This window comes from Ruminococcus sp. CAG:330 (genome assembly GCF_000437175.1).
Classification (GTDB): domain Bacteria; phylum Bacillota; class Clostridia; order Oscillospirales; family Ruminococcaceae; genus Ruminococcus_C.
On the sequence record NZ_FR898030.1, the window covers coordinates 18,819 to 42,616 of the forward strand.

Genomic DNA, 23,798 nt, shown 5'->3' on the forward strand with positions numbered 1-23,798 from the left:
GCCGCTCCAGCGGCTGGGCTGCATCTGTTCCGGCGTGATAATGACATAGCTCATATCTTTCCTCCCTCCAGAATCCTGCCTGCCTTGATGACGTGCTCCACCTGATTGACACCTGTGTGGTAGACCAAAAACTGATAGCTGGGATACCGCAAGATCAAAAGATCTGCTTTCTTGCCAACCTCAATGGAACCGATGGTGTCCGCATGTCCCAGTGCAGCAGCACCGTTCAGCGTCAGCGCTGTCAGTGCCTCCTCCATAGACATGTGCATGTGAATGACTGCCAGCGCCAGCATCAGCGGAATAGAGTTGGAGAAACAGCTTCCCGGATTGTAGTCGCTTGCCAGCGCTACCGCTGCACCGCCGTCGATAAGCTTTCGAGCCGGTGCGTATGGCTTCGCCAGACAGAACGCTGTGTTGGGCAGCAGCGTTGCCACTACATGCTTCTCCGCCAGCGCTGCAATGCCATTGTCGGAGATTGCCAGCAGGTGATCGGCGGAAGTTGCGCCCAGTTCTGCAGCAAGCTCTGCACCGCCAAGGCACTCGATCTCGTCTGCATGAAGCTTCAGAGCAAAACCCAGACGCTTTGCCGCCTGTAGAATGGTACGGGTCTCTTCGATGTCAAAGACGCCGTCCTCACAAAAGACATCGCAAAATTCCGCCAGATGCTGTTCCCGGATCATGGGCAGCATCCGCTCCGTCAGAAAGCAAACGTATTCCTTGGAGCGCCCGGTGTATTCCAGCGGAACGGCATGAGCGCCAAGATAGGTGACCGCCAGATCCATGCAGCTCTCCTGTTTCAGTTCCTGCATGACAGAGAGCATTTTCAGTTCGCATGCCTCGTCCAGTCCGTAACCGCTCTTACCCTCCATGGTGGTCACGCCCTGTGCCAGCATCTCACGCATCCGCTGTTTGCCAAGGCGCTTCATTTCCTCCCGACTGATCTCCCGTGTGGCAGAGACGGTCGCCTGAATGCCGCCGCCACGCCGCAGCAATTCCAGATAGGGCGTACCGGCAATGCGGTCGAGAAACTCCTGCTCCCGATATCCGCCAAAGAGGAAGTGAGTGTGGGAGTCCACGAAGCCGGGAATGACTGCCTTTTGTCCGGCATCCATGCAGCAATCCATCTCTGTCAGAGGGTGTTCCCGGAGCACCTCTTCCTGACTGCCCACTGCACGGATTATGCCGTCCTCTGCATACACTGCCGCATTGGAGAGCACCCGAAGCTCGCCCATCTCCTTGCCCCGGCGTGCGGAAGTCCCCAGCGGCGTGGCAAGCTGCCCGATGTTGTATACCATGGTTTTCATATTGCTGCACCCTCTTTTCGATCTGTGATTATGCGCCAATGCTGTGCATGGTCTGCTGTACCATTTCCAGAACCTCCGGTTCGCTGATGCGCAGCAGCTTGCCGTCCTGCATGGTGGTTTCACCGTTGACCACCACACGTGCAATGGCATCTGGCTGCATGGAGTACACCAGATTCGGTAAAATCTGTTCGCCGGAATCGGAGATAGGCTGCATAGACATGACATCCGTTCGCACGCCCACAAAGTCGGCATAATTCCCCGCCTTGATCTCACCGACGGGCAGTCCCAGCAGCTTTCCGCCGTCCTCCGTTCCCATGCGGAACGCATCCTCATAATTCAGGCACATGGCGTTGAGGGTGGATGCCTTTTGCAGCAGCGCTGCCATGCGCATCTCCTCAAAGACACTGATGCGGTTGTTGGAACAAGCGCCGTCTGTTCCCAGTCCGATGAGCACACCACTCTTCTTCATGTCCACCAGATTGGTGATGCCGTCTGCTAAAAACATGTTGCTGGACGGGCAATATGCCAGCTTTCCGCCCTTTCTGCCCAGCAGCTCGATCTCCGCCTGTTTGAGCCAGACGCCGTGGACGATGACCATGCTGTCATCCACCACGCCGATGTGATCCAGATACTCAATGGGCGTCATGCCGTCGTGTTCCCGCATCACCTGTTCCACCTCGAACGGCTCCTCTGCCACGTGGATGTGATAGCAGCAGCCCATCTCCCGTGCCAGCTGATGCCCTGCCAGTACCATCTCTGTAGAAGCTGCATGAAGGCTGTGGGGTGCCGGCAGAACCGTAACCATCTGGTCGCCGGTGCCGTTGTATTTCTTCATCAGCTCCCGTGTGTTCTCCGTTGCCGTGGCAACGTCCTCCACATAGCCAGCCGGTGCGCCGTCCCAGTCGTACATGGTGCGTGCCAGCACCAGACGAATGCCCACATCCTGCGCAGCTTTTACGATCATCTCATCACTTTCTCTGCCGTAAGTGTGCATATAAAAGAAATCGCTCACTGTGGTCACACCACACTTCATCATTTCGCTGAATGCAAAGACCGCACCACGGTAGATGTCCTCTCTGGTCAGACGGGGCGAGAACCGGTAGAGCGCCTCATCCCGCCACTCCAGAAACGGGCGGTCGCAGGACAGACCACGCAGCAGGCTCTGGAAGCAGTGGTTATGTACATTGACAGTACCGGCAGTCATCACCAGATTGTCCCAAACCTCTCGCTTCGCCTCCGGATATTTTTGCGCCAGCAATTCGAGCGTTCCGGTTTCCTTGATTTTCCCGTCCTCGCAAAGGACACCCATGCCCTTCTGAAGTGCATGGTTCAGATATACATATTGAGGTTGATACAGTACCGTCATTTTTCCCGCTTCCTTTCTCAGTCTAGTCCCTCATCCATTTTCAGCAGCGCCAGCAACATGGCGTTGCCCGTGCGCCGAATGGACTCCGGTTCGGTGTATTCCTGTGGGCAGTGGCTCTTTCCGCCCACGCTTCGGGTGAAGATCATTCCGCCCTTAGTGACACGCTGCATATTGGCGGCATCGTGTCCCGCCATGCTCACCAGCACCTGATCGCCCTCGCCGGTTTCCAGCATTGCCTCCTGCACAAAATGCTGCACCTGTGTATCCATGGGCATGGGCGGCTGATCCAGATTCAGGCGGCGGCGAATCTCCACGCCACGCTCCCGCTGAATCTTCTCACAGACTGCATCCATTGCCTTAGCGATCTCATGTGTCACGGTTTCCGAACAAGTGCGGATCTCCATGGTCAGCGTTACCGTTCCCGGCACAATGCCCACGGCGTTTGGTTCCATGGTGAAGTTGTTCACCGTTCCCACAACATCATCGGATGCACGCTCCCGCAGCAGCTTCTCAAAGGCAAGGGAGAACTCCGCTGCTGCATTGAACGCATCCTTCCGGCGCTTCATCGTAGTTGTGCCGGCGTGATTTGCCTCGCCGGTAAACACAATGTCCTCCCGATAGATACCGGTGATGCAGCTGACCGATGCCGTGTGCAGTCCTTTTTCCTCCAGCCGACAGCCCTGCTCGATGTGGCACTCCAAAAATGCCCGAATCTGCTCCGGCTGAATCCGGATATCGTCCGCCTTAGTGATATCTCCGCCGATCTGCTGCATACAGCTCTGTAAATTCGAGCCGTCGATACGGTTGCGCAGCCGTTCCAGATCCGCCCGTGTCAGCCGGCCGCTGAGCACCTTGCTTCCCAGTGTGGACACCTGAAACGGATTCGGCTCTTCTCCGGTGAAGCTGACCAGCCCGAACGGATGGCGTGTTTTCATACCGTTTTCCTGCAGGGTTTCCAGAATCTCCGTGGCGATCAGCACACCAAGAGCACCGTCAAACATTCCGCCGTCCGGCACAGCATCGTGGTGCGAGCCGAACACAATGGGCGGAAGAGGTTCTGTTCCCGCTGCAAATGCCCACAGATTGGCGATGCCGTCGATCTGAATGTCCACATTCAGGTGACTCTTCCAGTACGACAGAATCCACTGCCGTGCCTCCCGATCCGCCTGCGAGCCAAGAGCACGGTCAATTCCGCCACCGGCATTTCTGCCGATCTTCCCCAGTTCCTGCAAATTCTTTTCCAGACGGTCAATGTTGATGTTCATTCTGTTCACCTTCTTAAATGAGCGAGGCATCTGCAATGCCCTCTTCACCATAATACGGATTGTGAGAGGCAACTCTCCACGGATTCTCTACCAATGTATTCCGCAGCGCCTCACCCATAGCATGAAAAGCCGATTTCCAGCTGTGATGCTGATCATTTCCTTTCAGCAAATCCAAATGGCAGGTCGTCCGATTTTCCAAATCCGGAAGATAATCCAGCGATACCCGAACCGAAACACACAATTCCTTGGTGTTCTTATGCAGTACAATTTGCCTGCCATCATAAGATTCCAATTCGAATAATTTTGCCATGGGGAACACTCCTTTCAAAGACGATCACAGACGCTCCGCAATCCATGCATCCATTTTCTGAAGCCGTTCGGAAAGGCGTGTGTTCTCGCTGTAGTCAATGGGACAGTCGATGATGCACGGCACGTTCTGGGAAAATGCATCCTCCAGCACCGGAATAATTTCCTCGGCGCTCTGAATGCGGTAACCCTTTGCGCCCATGCTCTCCGCAAACTTCACAAAATCCGGATTGGTGAAATCCGTAAAGCAGCTGGAACCGAAGTGATCCTCCTGCTTCCAGCGAATCAGCCCATAGCCGCTGTCGTTGAAGATCATCACCACAATGGGCACGCCAATGCGCAGTGCGGTTTCCATCTCCTGACAGTTCATCATGAACCCGCCGTCGCCGGACACTGCCAGCACCTTTTTCTCCGGATAGATCAGCTTCGCAGCGATTGCGCCCGGCACGCTGATTCCCATGGAGGCAAAGCCGTTGGAGATGATGCAGGTGTTGGGGTGGTAACAGTTGTACTGTCTGCCGATCCACATCTTGTGTGCTCCCACATCAGAGATCAGGATATCCTCCTGTCCCAGCACCTGCCGAATGTCGTGCAGGACACGCTGGGGTTTGATGGGAAATCCGTCATCGGATTCTGCGGCGCTGTAGTCCTCCAGCATCAGTTTTTTCAGCCGGAAAAACAGCTCCGGCTCGTTCTCCCGATGACAGCGGACAGCAATCTTCTCCAGCGAATCGGAGATATCCCCCACTACCTGCACCTGCGGCTGGTACAAGCTGTGGATGTGCGCCGGACGCACGTCCAAATGGATGATCTTGTGGTTCTGAGTGCGGTTCCACTTCGACGGAGAGAACTCCACGATATCGTATCCCACAGCGATAACCAGATCACTGTTATCCAGCATGACGTTCTGGAAATCCCGCTGGGGAATGCCCATAGTTCCCATAGAATACCGGTTGTCCATGGGAATGATGCCCTTTGCCATCATGGTATTGATGACCGGAATTTTCAGCTGCTCCGCAAACTTTGTCAGTGCCTCTGCTGCATGGGCACGAACGGCACTGTGTCCTGCCAGAATCACCGGATGCTCTGCCTGAAAGATCAGACCGGCAGCCTTTTCCACATCTGCCACGCCTGTCAGCTCCTGATGCACTGCGGTGTGGCGCATGGGCATGACGTTGGGATCTTCAGGGACGGGCAGCTTTGCGATGTCATTGGGCAGATCGATGTGCGCTGCACCGGGCTTCTCGCTCTCGGCATACTTGAATGCGATCCGCACGATCTCGTTGATGGAGTCCGGACGGACGATCTGCTTGCTGCGCTTGGTGATGGGCGTAAACATCTGCACCAGATCCAGGAACTGGTGGGAGGTGATGTGCATCCGGTTGGTGTCCACCTGACCGGTGATTGCAACCAGCGGTGCGCCGTCGCTGTTGGCATCTGCCACGCCGGTGACCAGATTGGTTGCGCCCGGCCCCAGCGTGGAAAGACAGACACCTGCCTTTCCCGTCAGTCTGCCATAGACATCCGCCATAAATGCTGCGCCCTGTTCGTGCCGTGTGGTAATAAACTGAATGGAGGAATTCCGGAGCGCCTGCATGACGTCCAGATTCTCCTCTCCGGGAATCCCGAAGATATATTTCACGCCTTCATTTTCCAGACACCGCACCAGCAGTTCTGCTGCGGTCATAGTCGGCGAATCCTTCTTCATCATAAACCATCAGTCCTTTTTTTCGCCCGCCTCCGGATTGACCACTGACGCAACCGGCTCTCCCCACAGGAAAGCAACTGCATTTGCTGCAGCAGTGCACTGCAATTCGTCCAGAGAGGACTGTGTTAAATAGGAGATATGGGGTGTAACAAAAATCCCGTCTGTATGGAGCATGGGATTGTCCGGCTTCGGCGGTTCTTCACAGAGAACATCCAGACAAGCACCGGCAATCTCCCCGGACTGCACTGCCTCGATCAGCGCAGCCTCATCCACTGTTCCGCCACGGGAGGCGTTGATGAGATAGGCAGTCGGCTTCATCTGCCGGAACGCCTCGGTACTCAGAAAGCCCTTGGTTTCCTCGGTCAGACGCATGTTCAGGCTGACATAATCCGCCTGCGCCAGACCATCCTCCAGCGAAACTGCTTTCACACCCATTGCCTGCGCCTGCTCCGGCGAAACATAGGGGTCGTAGCAGAGCACCTCCATGCGCATTGCCTTTGCCTTAGCGGCAACGGCTCCGCCGATTCTGCCAAGCCCGATGATGAGCAGCTTCGAACCGGCAATGCGGTGAATCAGATGCTTGGCAGCCATTGCGCCCCACGCACCGCCACGGCAGCTCTTGGCATATGCCAGCAGTGTCTTATTACAGTGGTAGATGGCAGCGATCACGTAGTCCGACACATCCTCGGTGCAATAGCCGGGAACGTTGGCAACGGCGATGCCCTTTGCAGTAGCAGCATCCACGTCCACGTTATCGTATCCTACGCCGTACACCGAGATGATCTTGCACTTTTCCAGCTGTGCAATCAACGGCGCATCCAGCTGCATGCTCACCTGTACCAGAATGGCATCAGCGCTTTCCGCATATTTTTCTGCGTCCTCCCGATAGCTGCGGCCGGAAACCACGATCTCCGCATTCGGGAAGGCTTCCTGAATGACCTTGGTTTCAATTGCGTAGCTCTCCCATTCGTCATCAATGATCCAGATCAACGGTTTCATATGTTCTCTCCTCCCTCATTACGGATTGACCCAATCTCTCGGCACGCCGCCCTCCAGTGCGGTAATGGCATTGCCGCAGGCACGGCGCTTCAGTTCCTCGAAGGAATCCACGGAAATGTACGAGATATGCGGTGTGACATAAAGCTCGTCGCAGTCGAAAATCTCCTCCTGATACGTGGGCGGCTCTGCGGAAATGACATCCAGCATCGCTCCTCGGAACAGCCCCTCCCGCTTGGCACGAATGAGGTCATCCTCCACAAAGACTTTGCCGCGTGCGGTATTGACCAGAAATGCTGATGGCTTCAACAGCCGCAGCTGCGCATAGGTGATGAGTCCGGTAGTTTCCGGCGTGAGGATGGCGTTGACGCTGACATAATCTGCACGGGAGAAGCCCTCCTCCAGCGTATCCACCTTTTCCACGCCTTTTTCCGCCAGCGCTTCCCTGCTGACATACGGGTCATAGGCGATCACATGCATCTGATGCACCTGTGCTTTCTTTGCCACAAGGCTGCCGATGGTGCCGCATCCGACAATCAGCAGTGTGGATTCCCGCAGGCGAATGCCCTTGTCCTCCACCGCATTGGCACCCCACTTGCCAGCGGCAAGCGCTTCCTCTGCCACCAGAAAATGTTTGTTTGCCGCAAAAATCGCAGCCATCACATAATCGGAGAGGTCCTCGGCGCAGTAGCCGGACACGTTGGTGACATAGATACCCTTTTCCTTGGCTGCTGCAATATCCACCCGATCATAACCGCCGCCGTACACAGCGATGATCTTGCACTTTTTCAAGCGCTGAATGGTGGCTGCCGGCATGGGAGCATATACCTGACAGATGACGGCATCGGCGTTTTCCCCGAATGCGTCCAGATCTGCGGCATAGTCGTAGGTGGAAAAGCGGATGTCACAGTCCGGATACTGTGTCTTCAGGAGCTGCTTCTCCAGCTCATAATCCGGCCACTCCTCATCAATGATCCAAATCAACGGTTTTTCCATGAGAACACATCTCCTCTCTCATCGCTTTCCCAAAATTCTCGCATCTACGGCACACAGTCCATCCTCATACAGGAAGATGGGGTTCAGGTCGGCTTCTTCCAGATCCGGATACCGGAACGGCAGCTCTGAAAATGCGGCAATTGCCTTTGCCAGCGCATCCAGATCGCAGCCAGACTCGCCACGAACGCCTTTCAGCAGCGGATACATCTTGATCTCGCCAATCATTTCACGGGCAGTTTCCTCGGAAACCGGCGCAACACGGAATGTCACATCCTTGAGCACTTCGGTGTAGATACCGCCCATGCCAAATGCAACCACCGGCCCGAACTGGGAATCTCTGGTCAGCCCCAGAATGACTTCCCTACCGCTCTTGAGCATGGGGCAGAGAATTGCGCCACGGAAATCTTTTCCCTCGCCGATCTTCTCCAAACGGTCAAACGCCTCTCCTGCCTGCTCCGGCGTAGAGATGTGCAGAATGACACCGCCCACATCCGACTTGTGAATGATCTGCGGCGAAACCACTTTCATGACCAGCTCGGTATCCCGTGCCGCAGCAGCTGCCATGGCTTCCTCTCTGGTGCGGACAAATGCATAGTCCGGAACGGGAATGCCATTCTTTTGCAGCAGTGCCATTGCCTCCGGTTCCAGCAAACGATTCGAGGTTTCGAACAGCTTGCCCTCCGGTTCTGCGGCAGCGAAACAGGAGGCATCGCCTGCGCTCTGTTTCCACTCGCTGTAGGCAGCCATCTTTTCCAGCACAAAGGCTGCATCCTCGCCGATCTCATAGCACGGAATGCCGTTTGCCTGCAAATAGGCGATGCTCTCTGTCACATCGGTACCCACCTGCATCACTGCACACACCGGCTTTCCAACGGATTTCGAAGATGCCACGATCTGTTCTGCCACCGGCATGGACTGAAGGTAAGGCGTGCCCACGTAAATCACCACGGAACCGTCCATCTCCTGCAGCATGGTTTGCGCTGCCCTGCCGTACTGTTCGCCGGTTCCCTCCACGGTGATATCCACCGGATTCTTCATGCCGGCATAGGCGGGCAGGAATTCTGCCAGTGCTGTCCGGATCTCCGGCGAGGTCTCCGGCACCTGCATATTCAGCTTATCCGCACGGTCGGTGGTCATGACACCGGGACCGCCGGAGTTGGTGACGATGGCGATTTTCCGTCCCTCCATGGGCGGCATCAGGGAGAAGCCCTTGCAGACCTCAAACAGTTCTTTCAGCGTATCCACACGAATGGCACCGCACTGCTTTAGCGCTGCATCGAACACTGCATCCGAGCCAGCCATAGCGCCGGTGTGGGACATTGCCGCACGCTGTCCCATGCTGGAACGGCCGGACTTGACGACAACCACCGGCTTTACCAGTGCAGCCTGCTTGACTGCCTCCATAAAGGCTCTGCCGTCCTTGACAGATTCCAGATACAGAGCGATGACCTTGGTTTCCGCATCGGTTTTCAGGTATTCCAGCAGGTCAATGACGGTCAGGTCGGCGCCGTTGCCGTAGCTCAGGAACTTGGCAATTCCAACGCCATCGTTGCCGGACAGTGCCATAAATTCACCGCCCACAGCACCGCTCTGGGAGATCATGGAGATGCTTCCCTTGGGCGGCATAGTTTCCAGCGTTGCCACCAGATTGCCGTGGGTGTTGATCAGTCCGGCACAGTTCGGGCCGACACAGCGAATGCCATACTTTCCGGCGATCGCCATGACCTCCTTTTCTCCTGCTGCGTTTCCAGCTTCCGAGAAGCCGGAGCTGATGATAATGGCAGCCTTTACGCCTTTCTGTCCGCACTCCTCCATGATGCCTGCCACCGTCTTGGCAGGTGCTGCAATGACAGCCAGATCAACCGGCCCTTCGATTTCCAGAATCGAGGTATATCCCGGCACGGCTTCCACGCCCAAGCCCTTGGGATTGACCGCATAGATCGTCTCCATACCGCCCTCCATCAGGCGATGCACCAGCACGTTTGCCAGCTTTCCGGGGGAAGCGGAACCAAATACCGCCGTGCTCTTCGGGGAAAACATTACATCCAGATTCATTGTCCTCAGCCTGCCTTTCTGATCGTTCTATGAGTTAAGCCTTTTCCGCTGCATATGCCAGTCCGGCACGAAACGTCTTGAGATTGCTCTCCGCCACCTTCGGCCAGCGGTTGGCGATGGTTTCTTCAATGTCCGCTACAGAAAACAGATTCCGCAGCGCTGTGTTGGCGAAGATCACGCCGAGCACGAACAGGTTCGGGCGTGCATAAGAAGGCACGTCCTCCGAACGAATGTAGCTGTAGGAACCGCCTGCCTTCTGAATCTCGCTGCACACGGTCTCCTTTTCCGGATATGCGCCGTGTCCCAGCATGACATCCGTGGGCAGCCACTTTTCGCCCAGCACCACATATTCTGCATCGGGCTTGGCGTAACGGATGGCACGGAGGGTTTCGCACAGTTCCATGGAAACCACCAGATCGGCGCTTCTCTGGCTGATGCTGGGGCTAAAGGTATCCGGCGCTCTGCCGATACGCAGCTGCGCTTTGACGAATCCGCCACGCTGTGCCATGCCCTTGGTGGGATAATAGTTGATGTCCACATTCTCCCGTGTGGCAGTGAGTGTGATAATATCTGCAATGGTCAGCACGCCCTGACCGCCGACACCGACGATATAAATATCAAAATAGTTCTTCATTTTCGTACCACACCTTTCTTATTCCGCTTGCTTTTCAATGGCACCGACCGGACAAACCTGTGCGCAAAGTCCGCAGTTATTGCAGGTGGACGGATCCAGCGCAATGGAATTCTCGCCCAGTGTGATTGCCGGACAGCCGGAAACATGAATGCACTTTCTGCACATGATACATTTTTCCGGAATGACCTTGACCGGCGAATACTTGACCTTTCTTCTCGCTGCCTGAATTGCACACTCTCTTCTGGAGAGGATGAGCTTGACGCCATCCTTTTCCAGACATTCCTTTACGGCATCTGCCACAGACAGATGATCGTATGGGTCAACCACATAGAGGTTCTCCTCGGAGATGCCCAGACCCTTGACTACCTGAATCAGATCCAGCTGCTGCCACTCGCCCATCTGACAGGACTGAACGGTACCCGGATTGACCTGCATGCCGGTCATTGCAGTCCAGCCGTTGTCCAGAATGACTACTGTCATGTTGATGTGGTGTTGTACGGCGTTGACCAGACCGGTCATACCGGCGTGGAAGAACGTGGAGTCGCCAATGGTGGCGATGATCGGGGACGGGATATTGCTGTAGGCAAAGCCCTGTGCCAGCGGAATCGAAGCGCCCATGGCAAGCTCTGTCCACAGGATTTCGAAAGGCGGACTGATGCCCAGAATGGTACATCCGATGTCGCCGGTGATGAGCACATCCTTTTTCTTCAGACCGGCTTTCTTCAGACCGGCTTCAATGCCCATGTACGTGCCACGGTGCGGACAGCCTGCGCAGAAGCCGATGGGCCGCTTGGTGCAGTTGTCCTCCGGTGCAGCCTTGAAATCGGCGAAGCATTCCGGCAGTGCAACATCCAGTGCCTTGCAGATACCCTTGCGGAGAATCTGCGCATCGTATTCGCCGATACGCTCATAGGTGCCGTCCTCCTTGCCGAGAATCTTCACCTGCTTGCCCATTTTATACGCCTGCATGTAAACGTACTTCTCAATGTGTCCCTCCAGCTCCTCGGCGATCAGCAGGGTGGAGCAGTGGGAGATCATGGTTTCGATCTTCTCCTTGGCAAAGGGAATAGAAGCGATCAGCTCCAGCGATGAGATCTCAGATACATCCACACCAGCCTCCGACAGACTCTCCAGCGCCTCATTCTGGTAGCCGTTGGTGATGCCCACAGAGATAATGCCGACGCCATCCTTCTTGCCCAGACGCATGCGGTTCCGATCCTGCTGTGCAATGATTTCCTCCGCCTTTGCCAGACGTGCGATCAGGTCACGGTGCTGCGTCATACAGATGGCAGCGCCGGCCTTAGTGAACTTTGCGGTATCCCGTACTGGCAGCGGCTGGGATTCCGGCGGCAGGATACGTTCTTCCATCTCGATGCAGGCGTGAGACTGGGAGTTGTTAGTCACCAGCCGCACAAACACCGGCCCGCCGATCTGCTCGGAAAGCTCGAACGCAAACTTGGTCAGCTCATAGGTCTCTGCCACAGAGCACGGTTCCAGCATGGGCATATCCGACATAAGGGCAAAGCCTCTGGTGTCCTGCTCGCACATACCGGCGGTCACACCCGGATCGTCTGCTACATAGACGACCAGACCGCCCTTACATCCCGAATAAGCGATACCGATCAGAGAGTCATAGCACACGTTCAGACCGGACATCTTCATGGTGCACAGCGCACGGCTTCCCGCCAGTGCAGCACCGGCTGCCACCTCAAACGCTGTCTTTTCATTGGTACTCCATTCCACGTAGGTTCCCGGCAGATCCATCTTCAACAGACTGGAAATCACTTCTGTGGAGGGGGTGCCCGGATAACCGCTGACCACCTTCACGCCGGCACGCAGAGCGCCATAGGCAATGGCTTCGTTTCCGCTGACTGTCTTTTTCATCTTACGCTTCCTCCTTTACGGTGATCACGCCATTGGTCGCATCCACTGCGACCTTGTCGCCGTCCTTGATATTTGCATAGAACTCCGGATCCACCCGATCCACCAGCGGTTCTTCCATGATGATGGCGCTTGCCACCAGCGTGGTGTCCGGATTCTGAATGATCATTGCCTTGGGTTCCATCCCCGTCATTTTCAGCTGGTACATGCCGTCCGCCTGTACCACAGAGCTGCCCTTGCCGTTGGGGAAAACCAGAATCTTTCCGGCGATGCTCTTGCCGAACAGGCAGTGGCTCTTTTCAATCACAACGCCTGTTTTCGGATCGACCAGGTAAAAACAGAAGTCGTCCTTGGAGAGCAGAATCTCGCCCTCCGCACATCCCTCTGAGATTTTATGACACGAATAAGTTTTCATGGTGCTTCGTTCCCCCTTCGCTTACTTTCGGTAACCCTGAATCTCGCCGCACAGCGCAGCTTCTACTGCCTGCTCCAGCGGGACAACCACAAATTCCATCTGCCGGCGGCGTGTATAATATGCACACTTGGGCGAATCGGTGACGCCCTTCTTGCCGTACAGGAACTTCCAGCATGGCTGATCCATACAGGTATCCGAGAAAATATGACCGCCTGCCTGACGAATCGTCTCTTCGTAGCCCATCTTCTTCGCCAGATCCAGCGACAGTCCGGAGGTCATCACAAACAGCGGCACTGCCAGCTTCTGTCCCCTGACCATCTCAGCAATGACACCGATCTGGTCGATGGTGAGGTGAGGACATCCGAACAGGGCGAAATCGATCTTGCCGTACGGATCGGTCAGCATGGACTGCATGGAGCGCAGGTCATCGTTGGTAATGGTGACCTCCTCCCGCACTTCCTCGCCGTGGAACGCTGCCTCAATGGTGGGTGCCTCCGGTGTGAATCCGACGATGTGGTACATTGCCACATTGCCGCCGGTGTTCAGCTGCGCACCCAGATTCATGAGGGATTCCTTGGTGGGATTTTTCAGTCCGGTAAACACCGGCAGCTTAAACCCGATCTTCTGCGGCGCAAAGTAGCCCAGCAGCTGATAGTCGAAATCGTTCTCCATGTCGGCTTCCACATGGACCAGAATCTCACCCTTGCGGTTCTCGTCCAGCAGGTAGCCGTAATACGGAACTACGCCGGTCACCGCTGCGCAAAGAGCACTCTGTGCTGCCTCACGGTTGGTTCTTGCACCGTATACGGAATTCATAAACGGGGTGCAGCTGGACTCCGAGAAAGAGCAGATCTCGCCGAACCGAGGCACATTCTTCTCCAGATACGGCGTGCAGTCATACGTCATGATCGCACCCAGCGCATTGTATGCCGCATGGGTTCGCTTGACGATTGCCTCATCCTCCGGCTCCAGTTTGGTGACGCAGCTGAGCTGCTCCCAGTTGAAAGAGGGATTGACGGTGGGGCGGACCCGGCACGTCGCACCGCCAGCCACCAGCTTTTCCGCAAACCAGAGGTCTGCCTCCTGATTGCTCAGCGCCACATGGGTTCTGGATACGGGCACCATATACGGCGCATCGTATGCCTCCCCGATTGCCACCTGTATTTTCATTGCAAGCTGTACACCGGCACCAAATTCGCCGTCCAGCATTGCCTGTTCTTCTTTTGTTAGTTTCATGGTCAACCGCTCCCTTCTTTATTCGGAAATCGCCTTTTCGATCACTGTATCATCAGCACAATACGGAATGGTGATGTGATCTGTGCCCTGATACAGCTTATTATATTCCAGACACGTTGTGATGGAATTTTCGTTGCGTGCCCAGCTTCTTCTGGAAACGCCCACCATGGTATCCCACGGCATCGCCATGGAGAGGATGGTGTCCACACGCTCGCTGCCGTCCAGCACCATGCCAAATCCGCCGTTTACCGACTTGCCGATGCCGACACCGCCGCCGTTGTGCAGGGCAACCAGACTCATGCCACGTGCACAGTTGCCGGCGAAGCACTGCACTGCCATATCTGCCATGATGTTGGAGCCGTCTTTGATGTTGGAGGTCTCACGGAACGGAGAATCCGTTCCGCCAGTGTCGTGGTGATCTCTTCCCAGCATGACCGGCCCGATCTCGCCGTTTCGCACCATCTCGTTGAACTTCAGGGCAATCTTCATTCTGCCCAGCGCATCCTGATACAGGATACGTGCCTGTGTGCCAACCACCAGATGGTTCTTCTCGGCATCCCGCACCCAGACGTAATTATCTCTGTCCTGATACCGGCGGTTAGGGTCGATACATTCCATAGCTGCACGGTCGGTGGCTGCCAGATCTTCCGGCTTCCCGCTGAGGCATACCCAGCGGAACGGACCATATCCATAGTCGAACAGCTGCGGTCCGAGGATGTCCTCCACGTAGGATGGGAAGATAAATCCGTCCTTTTCGTCCACGCCGTTCTTGCAGATGCTCTTCTCTCCGGCATCGTACACTGCTTTCAGGAAGCTGTTGCCATAGTCGAAGAAGTAGGTGCCACGCTTGGAGAGCTGGCAGATCAGTTCGTAGTGGTGGCGAAGGGACTGGTTGACCAGTTCCACAAATGCCTCCGGCTCTTCTGCCAGCATGCGGGTGCGCTCTTCAAACGAGATGCCCTGGGGACAATATCCGCCGTCATACGGAACGTGGCAGGAAGTCTGGTCGGACAGCAGATCAATGTGGATGTTCTTTGCCAGACAGTATTCCAGCAGGTCGATGACGTTTCCGTGGTAGGCAATGGCGTATGCCTCGCCTTTCTCCTGCTTTTCCTGCACCGTGGCTGCGATCTCGTCCAGATTGTCCATGATGCAGCTGACCCAGCCCTGTTCGTATCGGGTCTGGATGCGGGAGATGTCCACCTCTGCGATCACACTAACCGCACCGGCAATCACAGCAGCCTTTCCCTGTGCGCCGCTCATTCCGCCAAGACCGGAGGAGATGAATAGCTTGCCCTTCAGATCTTCATCCTTGGGAATACCAAGCTTCAATCTTCCGGCATTCAGCAGGGTGTTGAATGTGCCGTGGACGATACCCTGCGGCCCGATGTACATCCAGCCGCCAGCGGTCATCTGCCCGTAGTTTGCCACGCCAATAGCTGCGGCACGGTTGAAATTCTCCAGATCGTCGAACAAACCGGTCATCAGACCGTTGGTGATGATGACTCTCGGCGAGGTCTTGGAGGAACGGAACAGTCCTACCGGATGACCGGATTCCAGCACCAGCGTCTGGGTATCGGTGAGTTCCTCCAGATACTTTTTGATCAGCCGGTACTGCATCCAGTTCTGGCACACCTGACCGGTCTCGCCATAGGTGACCAGTTCGTAAGGATACAGGGCAATTTCAAAATCCAGATTGTTGTCAATCATCACCTGAAACGCCTTGCCCTCGATGCATTTTCCCTTGTACTCGGAGATTGGCTTGCCGTAGATTCTGCCGGACGGGCGGAAGCGGTAGCCGTAAATTCTGCCGTGTTCCATCAGCTCATCGTAGAACTCCTTTGCCATCTGCTCGTGATACCGCTCCGGAATGTAGCGAAGCGCATTCTTTACGGCAAGACGGATATCGGATTCGCTCAGCTTGGACTCCCGTTTCGGTGCACGGCGAATGCCCTCCACAAATTCCGGATACTCCGGCAACTCCATATCCAGTCGAATTGTCATTGCCTGTTCTGCTGCCTGATTATAGTTCATTGTGATTCCCTCCTCGGTTTCTGGAAAAGCACTGCGCCCGCTCGTTTCGGTCGGCTGCCCTGCTTTCTAGTTCCCATTATACCCCTCGCCTGTCAAAAGAACGTTGATTCCAAACGGTACCATTCGACGAAAATCGAGTTTGCCGAGTCCGGAGCGTTGAATTTTAGACGTTTTCCGAGTCGCTTTTTGCTTTTGCACAAATTCCGCATCCATTTCTAAAAAAAATAAAGTTTTAGTTGCATTCAAAATCGAAATATGTTATAATGGGTGAAACTAAAAAAAGACCAGGTGACAATGATGATTCAGATACAACTGCTTTCATTTCCGAAAATCGAAGAAGACGGCGTGCTGATTCGCTTTCCTTATAAAAAGGCAGAGGCACTCTTTTATTATCTTGCCGTAGAAAAATCCATTTCCCGTGATAAGGCTGCCCTCCTGCTCTGGGAGGACGAGGACGAGCTGACTGCAAAAAAGAACCTGCGCCACGCCATTTATATCATCCGCAAAATGTTTCATGACGAGGTGGTCATCTCGCCGCAGAAGTCCATGCTTCAGCTAAATCCATCGGCAGCGGTATCCACCGATCTCGAAAGCTTGGACGGCAGCGCAGACGGCTCGCTTCCCGCATACGACGAATTTCTCAAGGACTTCTCCGTCAAAAATGCGGAGAACTACACCCAGTGGCTGGAGGAGAAGCGCGCCCTCTACAGCGGGCGCTACCTCAACGCCATTTATCAGCACATGCAGTCCGATGCGCTGGAAACTGAACAGGCGGAGGAACTCTTTGAGCGATACACCGCACTGGACGCTTTCGACGAGCGCATTTACATGGCGCTCATGGGAATCTATCAGAAAAAGGAGCTGTTCCACAAGGGCGTACAGCTCTACCAGAAGCTTCAGCAGCTGTTGGAGGAGGAGTTCGGCATTGCGCCCTCCAAAGCAGCCAGCGATCTGTATCACGTTCTGCTGAACCACTGGCTGGACGCCTCGGCAGAACCGGAAACTGTACCGCAGCCGCCCGCAGAGCCAGCTGTACCGAATGCTGCACCGGAAATGCTCCGCAGCGATCTGCTGAACCAACTGCGCACTGCCTATGCTGCTATGCAGAACGTTCTCATCACCGGCGAACACGGCGCAGGAAAGAGCTATCTGGTACGGCAATTTCTGACGGAGATCCCACAGGATACTACGCTGGTGCTTGCAGCAACCTGTTTTCTCGCCGAAAAAAATATGCCGCTCCAATCGTGGAACGACATCATCTTCCAAATAGACAGCGCCATTCAGATGCAGCAGATCTCGCTGCAGCAGTCTTTCATCAACAGTGTGGCGCAGTTCTTTCCCACCTTCGGCGGTGTTATGGCGGAGGACATCCCGCTGACAGATGACCTCTCCAAAAGCTTTCGCTATCGCTCCTGCAAGAACAGCATCCTGCGCATCATCACACAGCTGGCAGCCACCAAACGGCTGGTGTTCTATTTCGATAACATCAACGCCATGGATGTCATGGGACAGGAACTGGTATCCAGCATCATCCGCCTGCGGAATCCCAACATCTTTTTTGTCCTCACCAGTCTGCCCACCGCCGACTACGACACCATCACCTTTTTCAGTTCCCTCTCCAAAGAGGGACTGCTGCTGCCGCTTCGCATGGAACGGCTGACGCTGGAGGAGTCCGCACGCTATTTACAGGTGCACGTCCCCCACGCCGATTTTACGCCGGAAATGCTGGAAAAGATCTATGCGGAAACACAGGGCAACTTCTTTTTCCTGTCTGAGATGGCCGCCAATCTGCGGGAACAAAAGAACATCAGTTTTCTATCTCTCTCTGCACGGGGCATTCTGGATGACCGCTTAAACGGACTGTCCCCCTCCGCACGTGCGCTGCTGGACACGATTTCCGTCTTTCACGATTTCGCCACGTTCAATACCCTTACCATGATCCATGAACAGGACTCCGTGGAACTGCTGAGCGATCTGGAAGAGCTGAAGGAACACGCCCTGATTCAGGAGAAGAGCGAGAAAGGAAAACCGCACATCACCTTTGTGCACAGCAAGATGCGGCTCTACATCTATGAGAAACTCTCCCCCTCCCGCCGGCGCATTCTTCACAACAAAGTCGCCGAAGCGCTGGAACTGCGCCTGAAAACAGACATGGACATGCCCTCTCTCAAGGCGATTCTCTTCCACTACCAGCGCGCCAGAAATCGGGAGAAATGCCTGTGTTACGAGATCTGGAACATCGAGGCATACTCCGGTCTGAACTATGAACTGTATCCGGTGCTGGACGCCACCGGCGGAGAAACTGCCACACCGTCCAGCAATGTGCTGCACTACTTTGAGCACATCGAAAACGACCTGCTGGAATACCACCGGCTGAATCCGGATTTTGCGCAGTTTCACGAGTTCTTTGCCCGTCTGATGCACGCCAAGAGCCGCTATTGCATTCTGACCGGAAATTACACTGAGGGAAAAAAGTGTCTGGACTCCGGACTGTCTGATCCGTACACCAAGCAGAACGCTGCATTCCTGCTGCGCTTTATGCGGCAGTCCGCCTACTATGCCCTCCAGCTCCACGACACCGAGCTGCTGGACCGCTGCACCAAAGACGGTCTGATGATCTCCCAGCGCACCCAGAACCGTCTGGAACATGCGTTCTATCACCGGCTGCGCGGAGCATACTACATCTACACCGGTGATTGGGAACACGCCTTTACCTCTCTGATGCAGTCCGTGGACTATTTTTCCAAGACGGAGATGCGCACTAAGCCGTACACTCTGAACATCGCCGCCGTCTACAACTATCTGGGAGAAATCAAACGGCGCACCGGCGCACTCACTGAGGCGGTGCTCTACTACAACAAGGCGATTGCGCTCTGTCGGGAACAGGGATGCAGCATTGCGCCCACGTTTTACACCGATCTGGCGCTAACCTATTTTTCCGCCGGCGACTCAAAAACAGCAGAACAGTATTTTCGCATGGCAGACACTGCCTACGGAAACACACTGACCCTCATGGGAAAGCCCATGGTCAAAGCGTTCCTCGCCTATTTCCGCTGTCAAAGACAGGACTCCGCCTATCTGGAGGATTGGGCACTGGCGCAGGAGGCATGTCAGAAGCTGCAAAACCCTGTGGAAACCGGCGTGCTTCACCTCCTCGCTGCCAAAATGGCAGCAGTCTGTCCACACGACTTTCCCAAGCGTGCGGCGGACTACCAGACGGAGGGCGAGGCAATCCTGCACTGCTATCCGCCGTATTTTCAGGACTGTCCGGAGACAGCGCCTGCTCCGGTGATGGGATAACGCCATCACAGAATCAAACAAAAAGCACGCAACCTCCGGAATTAGACCGGAAGCTGCGTGCTTTTTTACGTATGGAAACGTACGTCACAAATGATACAATGCACACCCGAAAAGCAAAGGGAGTGCATTCTGCACCCCACTCCCCTCAAATTTTCTGCACCAACTCCGTCCCATCTTTCAAAACAAACACGATTTTTCCATCTCGATGCACCACTGCTTTTTCTACAGCAGCCAGCCACAATTGTGTATCAAATTCTGGCAGCATCCCATTTTGTCCGTTCAATACTCTTTGAAAGCCCTGAATCTGTTCCCGTCTTGCCAATCGCTCTGCTCGCCGTTCCTGCAGAGCGGTTTCTTGTTTCTGCAGCGGTTCGTATTGTCCCACCAGTGCCTGATACCGTTCCTCATACTTTTCCTGATCCTGCACAATTTCACTGTTCTCCCGAACATATCCCTGCACCTGTTCCGAAATTCGCATTTTCTGCGTTTCCAGTTCCTGCAATTGACGCTCTAAATCTGTACAGTCCGTAAGCAGTTCCAGCATCACCTGACAGTTTTCCAGAACTGCTTTTCGCTTTTGCAGCAATTCCTGAACGGCTGCCTGAAACCGCTGCTGTATGACGCTCTCCTGCAAATGGGGTGTCTGGCATTTGCACACCCCTTGGAATTTGTGATTGCACTGCCAGATCACCTGCCGGTATTTGCTGTTGGAATGCCAGACCTTTGCCCCGAAGAAATTTCCACAGTCACCGCAGACAAGCCGGGCAGCAAATACGCTCTTTCCATTGTACTGCCGCCGTAGGTTTTGTCTCCGCAGCAATTCTGCCTGCACCAGTTCAAATTCCTCCGGCACTATGATGGCAGGGTGACTTTCCTCAATGTAGTATTGCGGCACTTCGCCCTCATTCACCTTAGATTTTTTCGTGAGGAAATCCACCGTAAATCTCTTTTGCAATAGAGCAGAACCCTTGTATTTTTCATTGGTCAGGATGCTTTTCACTGTACTGGAACACCATTGTTCCTTTCCGGCAGGTGTCGGAACGCCCTGTTCTGTCAATGTTCTCGCAATTCCGGTCGGCGTTTTTCCCTCCATAAACCAACGATAGATGTTCCGAACAATCTCCGCCTCCTCCGGCACAATTTCCGGCAAGCCATCTGCTCCTTTTCGATAGCCTAGAAAATGCTTGTACGGCAGGCTGACCTTGCCGTCCGCCATTCGCTTTCGCTGTCCCCAAGTTACATTCTCCGAAATAGAACGGCTCTCCTCCTGTGCCAGACTGGACATGATGGTGATCAGCAGCTCGCCTTTGGAATCCAGCGTGTAGATGTTTTCTTTTTCAAAAAACACCTCCACGCCTTTTTCTTTCAGCTTTCGCACAGTCGTCAAAGAATCTACAGTGTTTCGTGCAAACCGGCTGACCGACTTGGTGACAATCAAATCGATCTTGCCGTCCAGAGCATCTGCCACCATGCGATTAAAGCCGTCCCGATGTTTGGTATTCAGGGCAGAAATGCCCTCATCGGTATAGACTGCAACAAACTCCCAGTCTGCCCGTTCCTGAATGTACTTGGTGTAGCGATCTACCTGTGCAGCATAAGAGGTCTGCTGCTCCTCAGAATCCGTGGAAACTCTGGCATAGGCTGCCACTCTGCGTTTCTGAACCTTGGTTTCCGGCAAATGTGTTATGGGGTGAAACTTTGCCGGTATTTTTAGGACTGTCGCCATTTTTTCTGCCTCGCTTTCTCTCGCATTTCCGTTGTCCAGCTTTCCGAACGGGAACGGTCTTTCCAAGATACGATTTGTTCCGTTCCGTCCGAAAAGCAAAATTGCAGTTCATTGGGTGCAGGAATCTGAATCTGTTCAATTCGTTCCGCAAATTGTTCCGCATCAAATTCCGATATTTCCAAAACATCACAGCAGGCAGAGAGCAGCGTATTTTCCGGAATTTGTTTTGCTGTTGGACAGTATTTTTTCCCTTTGGTGTTGTAAGTGGAACAAATCCAGACCACACCGGTCACTGTCGTTTTTCTGCGGTAATATTTGCCGCAGCAGGCACACCGTATTTTCTGCGTAAATGGATATCGGTTTGTGGTACAGGAACCGGCATATTTTTTCTGCCGTTCCGCCATTTGTTTCTGCACTGCATCAAACTGTTCCTGCGAAATGATGGCTTCATGCGAACCGGCAACAAAATACTGCGGAAGCTGTCCGATGTTAGCCACCTTTTTCTTGGTAATGTGATTTTCCCGAAAACTTTTTTGCAGCAGCAAATTTCCGGTGTACTTTTCATTGCGGAGTGTTCGCCTTACGTCCTCTGTCGTCCATGCACAGCCACGCACCGTGCATATCTGCTGTTCGTTCAGTTTCTTGGCAATTGCCAGCTTACCCATGCCAGACAGATAATATAGAAAAATCATTCTGACGATTTCTGCCTCCTCCGGTACGATTTCCAGTTTTCCGGACTTGGTTCGCCGATAACCCAGCATTCGCATACTCCCGACTTTTCCCTGTTCAAAGTCCTTTCGCATCTGCCACTTTTTGTTCTCACTGGCAGAATAGCTTTCCTCCTGTGCATAGGATGCCAGAATGGAAAGCATCAGTTCGCCGTCAGAACTCATGGAATGAATCCGCTGTTCCTCGAAATAGACATCAACGCCCAGTGTTTTCAGTTCCCGTACCGTTTCCAGCAGGGTGACCGTGTTTCGTGCAAAACGGGAAATGGACTTTGTCAGAATCAAGTCGATTTCTCCCCGCCGGCACCGGTTCAGCAGCTTTTGAAATTCCGCCCGATTTTCCTTTGTTCCCGTCAATGCCTCATCTGCATAAACACCGCAGAACAGCCACTCCGGATTGCTCTGGATCAGCTGATTGTAATAGCTGACCTGTGCTGACAGAGAATGGAGCATGGCATCCTTTCCGCTGGACACTCTGGCATAGGCTGCCGTCCGTTTCAACAGGAATGGCTTTTTCTGTGGAAATGCAACTTTTTGTATCACTCGTGCCGTGATAATCTCCCCCTTTCCGATGACATATTACCGTACGATCGGGCAGGAGTCAAGGAATATACTGCACAAAGATATGCCGGAACGTTCGGCAATTATGGTGTTGATTTTTTGGAATTCCTCCGGCGTGACCAATCCAGCATGCATCCAGCTTTTCAAAATCGAAACTGTGGTTTGATACGTAATGATCTTATGGTAATGTTCTTTTTCCATGAGCCATTTCCTTTCTGTACTTCCCATAGCAAAGACGGGAACAATATTTTCGGTGCGAACTGGGATAGGCAAAAAACGGCTCTTTGCAGATAGGGCAGAGCTGCTGTAATTTGCCGTCCCCCGATACAGCATGATGATTCCACCAAGTGTTGTGGCATTGTGTGGAACAGAATCGTTTCGGCTTTCGGTGCGGTGTCTGCACAACAGAACGCCCACACTGCGGACAGTGTGGGCAGGATTCGCTTCCCCTCTGCCGTTTGCAGAAAGAAGCCACAGTGTTAACAGACAGCCCTAATTGGACTGCGATTTTCTTGTAGCCCAGACCGCTGCTGTGCAGTTGTCGGATCTGGTCTTTTTGTTCTGCATTCATCCAATCACCCCAAAATTATCCCAAGAAACATAACCAGTCACATACTGTCCCACCGGTGTTTTTCCGCAGAACTCCGGCTTTGTGGTGATCCGATAACGACCGTTCTTGCAGGCAATGCCGTCATAGAGATAGTAAGTGCCGCTGATTCTTCTGGTTACAGATGTAGTTTCTGCACTGGCGAACAGAGGTGTGTTGGCACGAATGTGAACCTTCTGTCCTTTGGTGAACTTGCTGCCATTGGTGTAGACCACATTTCCGTTGGCATCAAATACAGAGTATCCAGTTTTGCAGGCTTTTTTTGCGTTTTCTAAGGAAGAATACGCCCCCAACTGCGACTTTGCATCTGCCCAAGACTTTCTCACTCGGTAAAGCTGCTTTGTTGCAGGAATAGGTGTTGTGGATGCAGAACCTGCATTCAAATAAGACTGTACCTTTTTCTTGAACTCCGCCCAATGGGGCAAGATGTACGCCGGACACATCTTGTACCGATTGTACATGGTGTTCAGCTGGTCAACAGTTCCGTTTCGTCCGTCACAAACATTGAGCCAGTGGGTATGGGTGTAGAGGTGGCTGATGTCCAGTCCATACTGTTTTAATAACGCTGCCGCCAATTTTGCTGCATTATCTTCCGACTTCTTATCCGTAGAATTGTATGCAGAGGACATAATACACTCGATGGCAATGGTTCTTCTGTTGCCGTTCCCAGAACCGTCAGC

The 23,798-nt window shown here is 54.0% G+C and carries 17 protein-coding genes and 1 pseudogene; 1 reads left to right on the forward strand and 17 read right to left on the reverse strand.

Annotated elements, in window-relative coordinates; translation table 11 throughout:
• Positions 1-50: 50 nt before the first annotated feature.
• The 13 genes from hutI to QZL66_RS03815 are packed head-to-tail and all read right to left on the reverse strand — an operon-like array spanning position 51 to position 16,196.
• Positions 51-1,304: an imidazolonepropionase gene (hutI, locus tag QZL66_RS03755; protein WP_022410416.1), complete on the reverse strand. Its 1,254-nt coding sequence runs from the start codon at positions 1,302-1,304 to the stop codon at positions 51-53.
• A gap of 28 nt (positions 1,305-1,332) precedes the next feature.
• Entirely contained in the window at positions 1,333-2,670 is a 1,338-nt protein-coding gene (locus QZL66_RS03760; protein WP_022410417.1) for an amidohydrolase family protein, read from the reverse strand.
• A 17-nt stretch (positions 2,671-2,687) separates the two neighbouring features.
• Complete coding sequence (locus QZL66_RS03765) at positions 2,688-3,935, reverse strand: hydantoinase/carbamoylase family amidase (protein ID WP_022410418.1); 1,248 nt, start codon at positions 3,933-3,935, stop codon at positions 2,688-2,690.
• A gap of 13 nt (positions 3,936-3,948) precedes the next feature.
• Complete coding sequence (locus QZL66_RS03770; protein WP_022410419.1) at positions 3,949-4,245, reverse strand: hypothetical protein; 297 nt, start codon at positions 4,243-4,245, stop codon at positions 3,949-3,951.
• A 24-nt stretch (positions 4,246-4,269) separates the two neighbouring features.
• Positions 4,270-5,949, reverse strand: a complete 1,680-nt coding sequence (locus QZL66_RS03775; protein ID WP_293601830.1) for an acetolactate synthase large subunit — start codon at positions 5,947-5,949, stop codon at positions 4,270-4,272.
• A 9-nt stretch (positions 5,950-5,958) separates the two neighbouring features.
• Positions 5,959-6,948, reverse strand: coding sequence for a C-terminal binding protein (locus QZL66_RS03780; RefSeq protein ID WP_022410421.1), 990 nt, complete (start codon positions 6,946-6,948; stop codon positions 5,959-5,961).
• 18 nt (positions 6,949-6,966) lie between these two features.
• Complete coding sequence (locus QZL66_RS03785) at positions 6,967-7,941, reverse strand: C-terminal binding protein (RefSeq protein WP_022410422.1); 975 nt, start codon at positions 7,939-7,941, stop codon at positions 6,967-6,969.
• Positions 7,942-7,959: 18 nt separating this feature from the next.
• Positions 7,960-9,996 (reverse strand): acetate--CoA ligase family protein, encoded by a 2,037-nt coding sequence (locus tag QZL66_RS03790; protein ID WP_022410423.1) that lies wholly within the window; start codon positions 9,994-9,996, stop codon positions 7,960-7,962.
• A 34-nt stretch (positions 9,997-10,030) separates the two neighbouring features.
• Complete coding sequence (locus tag QZL66_RS03795; protein ID WP_022410424.1) at positions 10,031-10,630, reverse strand: 2-oxoacid:acceptor oxidoreductase family protein; 600 nt, start codon at positions 10,628-10,630, stop codon at positions 10,031-10,033.
• Between the two features lie 18 nt (positions 10,631-10,648).
• Positions 10,649-12,514, reverse strand: a complete 1,866-nt coding sequence (locus tag QZL66_RS03800; RefSeq protein WP_022410425.1) for a thiamine pyrophosphate-dependent enzyme — start codon at positions 12,512-12,514, stop codon at positions 10,649-10,651.
• A gap of 1 nt (position 12,515) precedes the next feature.
• Positions 12,516-12,926: an aconitase X swivel domain-containing protein gene (locus tag QZL66_RS03805; protein WP_022410426.1), complete on the reverse strand. Its 411-nt coding sequence runs from the start codon at positions 12,924-12,926 to the stop codon at positions 12,516-12,518.
• 21 nt (positions 12,927-12,947) lie between these two features.
• Entirely contained in the window at positions 12,948-14,162 is a 1,215-nt protein-coding gene (locus QZL66_RS03810) for an aconitase X catalytic domain-containing protein (protein ID WP_022410427.1), read from the reverse strand.
• A gap of 18 nt (positions 14,163-14,180) precedes the next feature.
• Entirely contained in the window at positions 14,181-16,196 is a 2,016-nt protein-coding gene (locus QZL66_RS03815) for a urocanate hydratase (RefSeq protein WP_022410428.1), read from the reverse strand.
• Between the two features lie 294 nt (positions 16,197-16,490).
• Between QZL66_RS03815 and QZL66_RS03820 the strand changes: the two genes are divergently transcribed.
• Positions 16,491-19,496 carry an AAA family ATPase gene (locus QZL66_RS03820; RefSeq protein ID WP_022410429.1) on the forward strand — a complete coding sequence of 1,002 codons (3,006 nt, stop codon included), beginning with the start codon at positions 16,491-16,493 and terminating at the stop codon, positions 19,494-19,496.
• A 145-nt stretch (positions 19,497-19,641) separates the two neighbouring features.
• Here the strand turns inward: QZL66_RS03820 and QZL66_RS03825 are convergent, their stop codons facing one another.
• From QZL66_RS03825 to QZL66_RS03840, 4 genes and pseudogenes are all read right to left on the reverse strand, one after another.
• Positions 19,642-21,222 (reverse strand): recombinase family protein, encoded by a 1,581-nt coding sequence (locus QZL66_RS03825; RefSeq protein WP_022410430.1) that lies wholly within the window; start codon positions 21,220-21,222, stop codon positions 19,642-19,644.
• Positions 21,207-22,451 (reverse strand): recombinase family protein, encoded by a 1,245-nt coding sequence (locus tag QZL66_RS03830; protein ID WP_293601827.1) that lies wholly within the window; start codon positions 22,449-22,451, stop codon positions 21,207-21,209. Before QZL66_RS03830 ends, QZL66_RS03825 begins: the two co-directional genes overlap by 16 nt.
• Positions 22,452-22,529: 78 nt before the next feature.
• Positions 22,530-22,844: an SHOCT domain-containing protein gene (locus QZL66_RS03835; protein ID WP_293601828.1), complete on the reverse strand. Its 315-nt coding sequence runs from the start codon at positions 22,842-22,844 to the stop codon at positions 22,530-22,532.
• Positions 22,845-23,078: 234 nt separating this feature from the next.
• Positions 23,079-23,798 (reverse strand): annotated as a pseudogene (locus QZL66_RS03840) (N-acetylmuramoyl-L-alanine amidase); the annotation flags it as partial.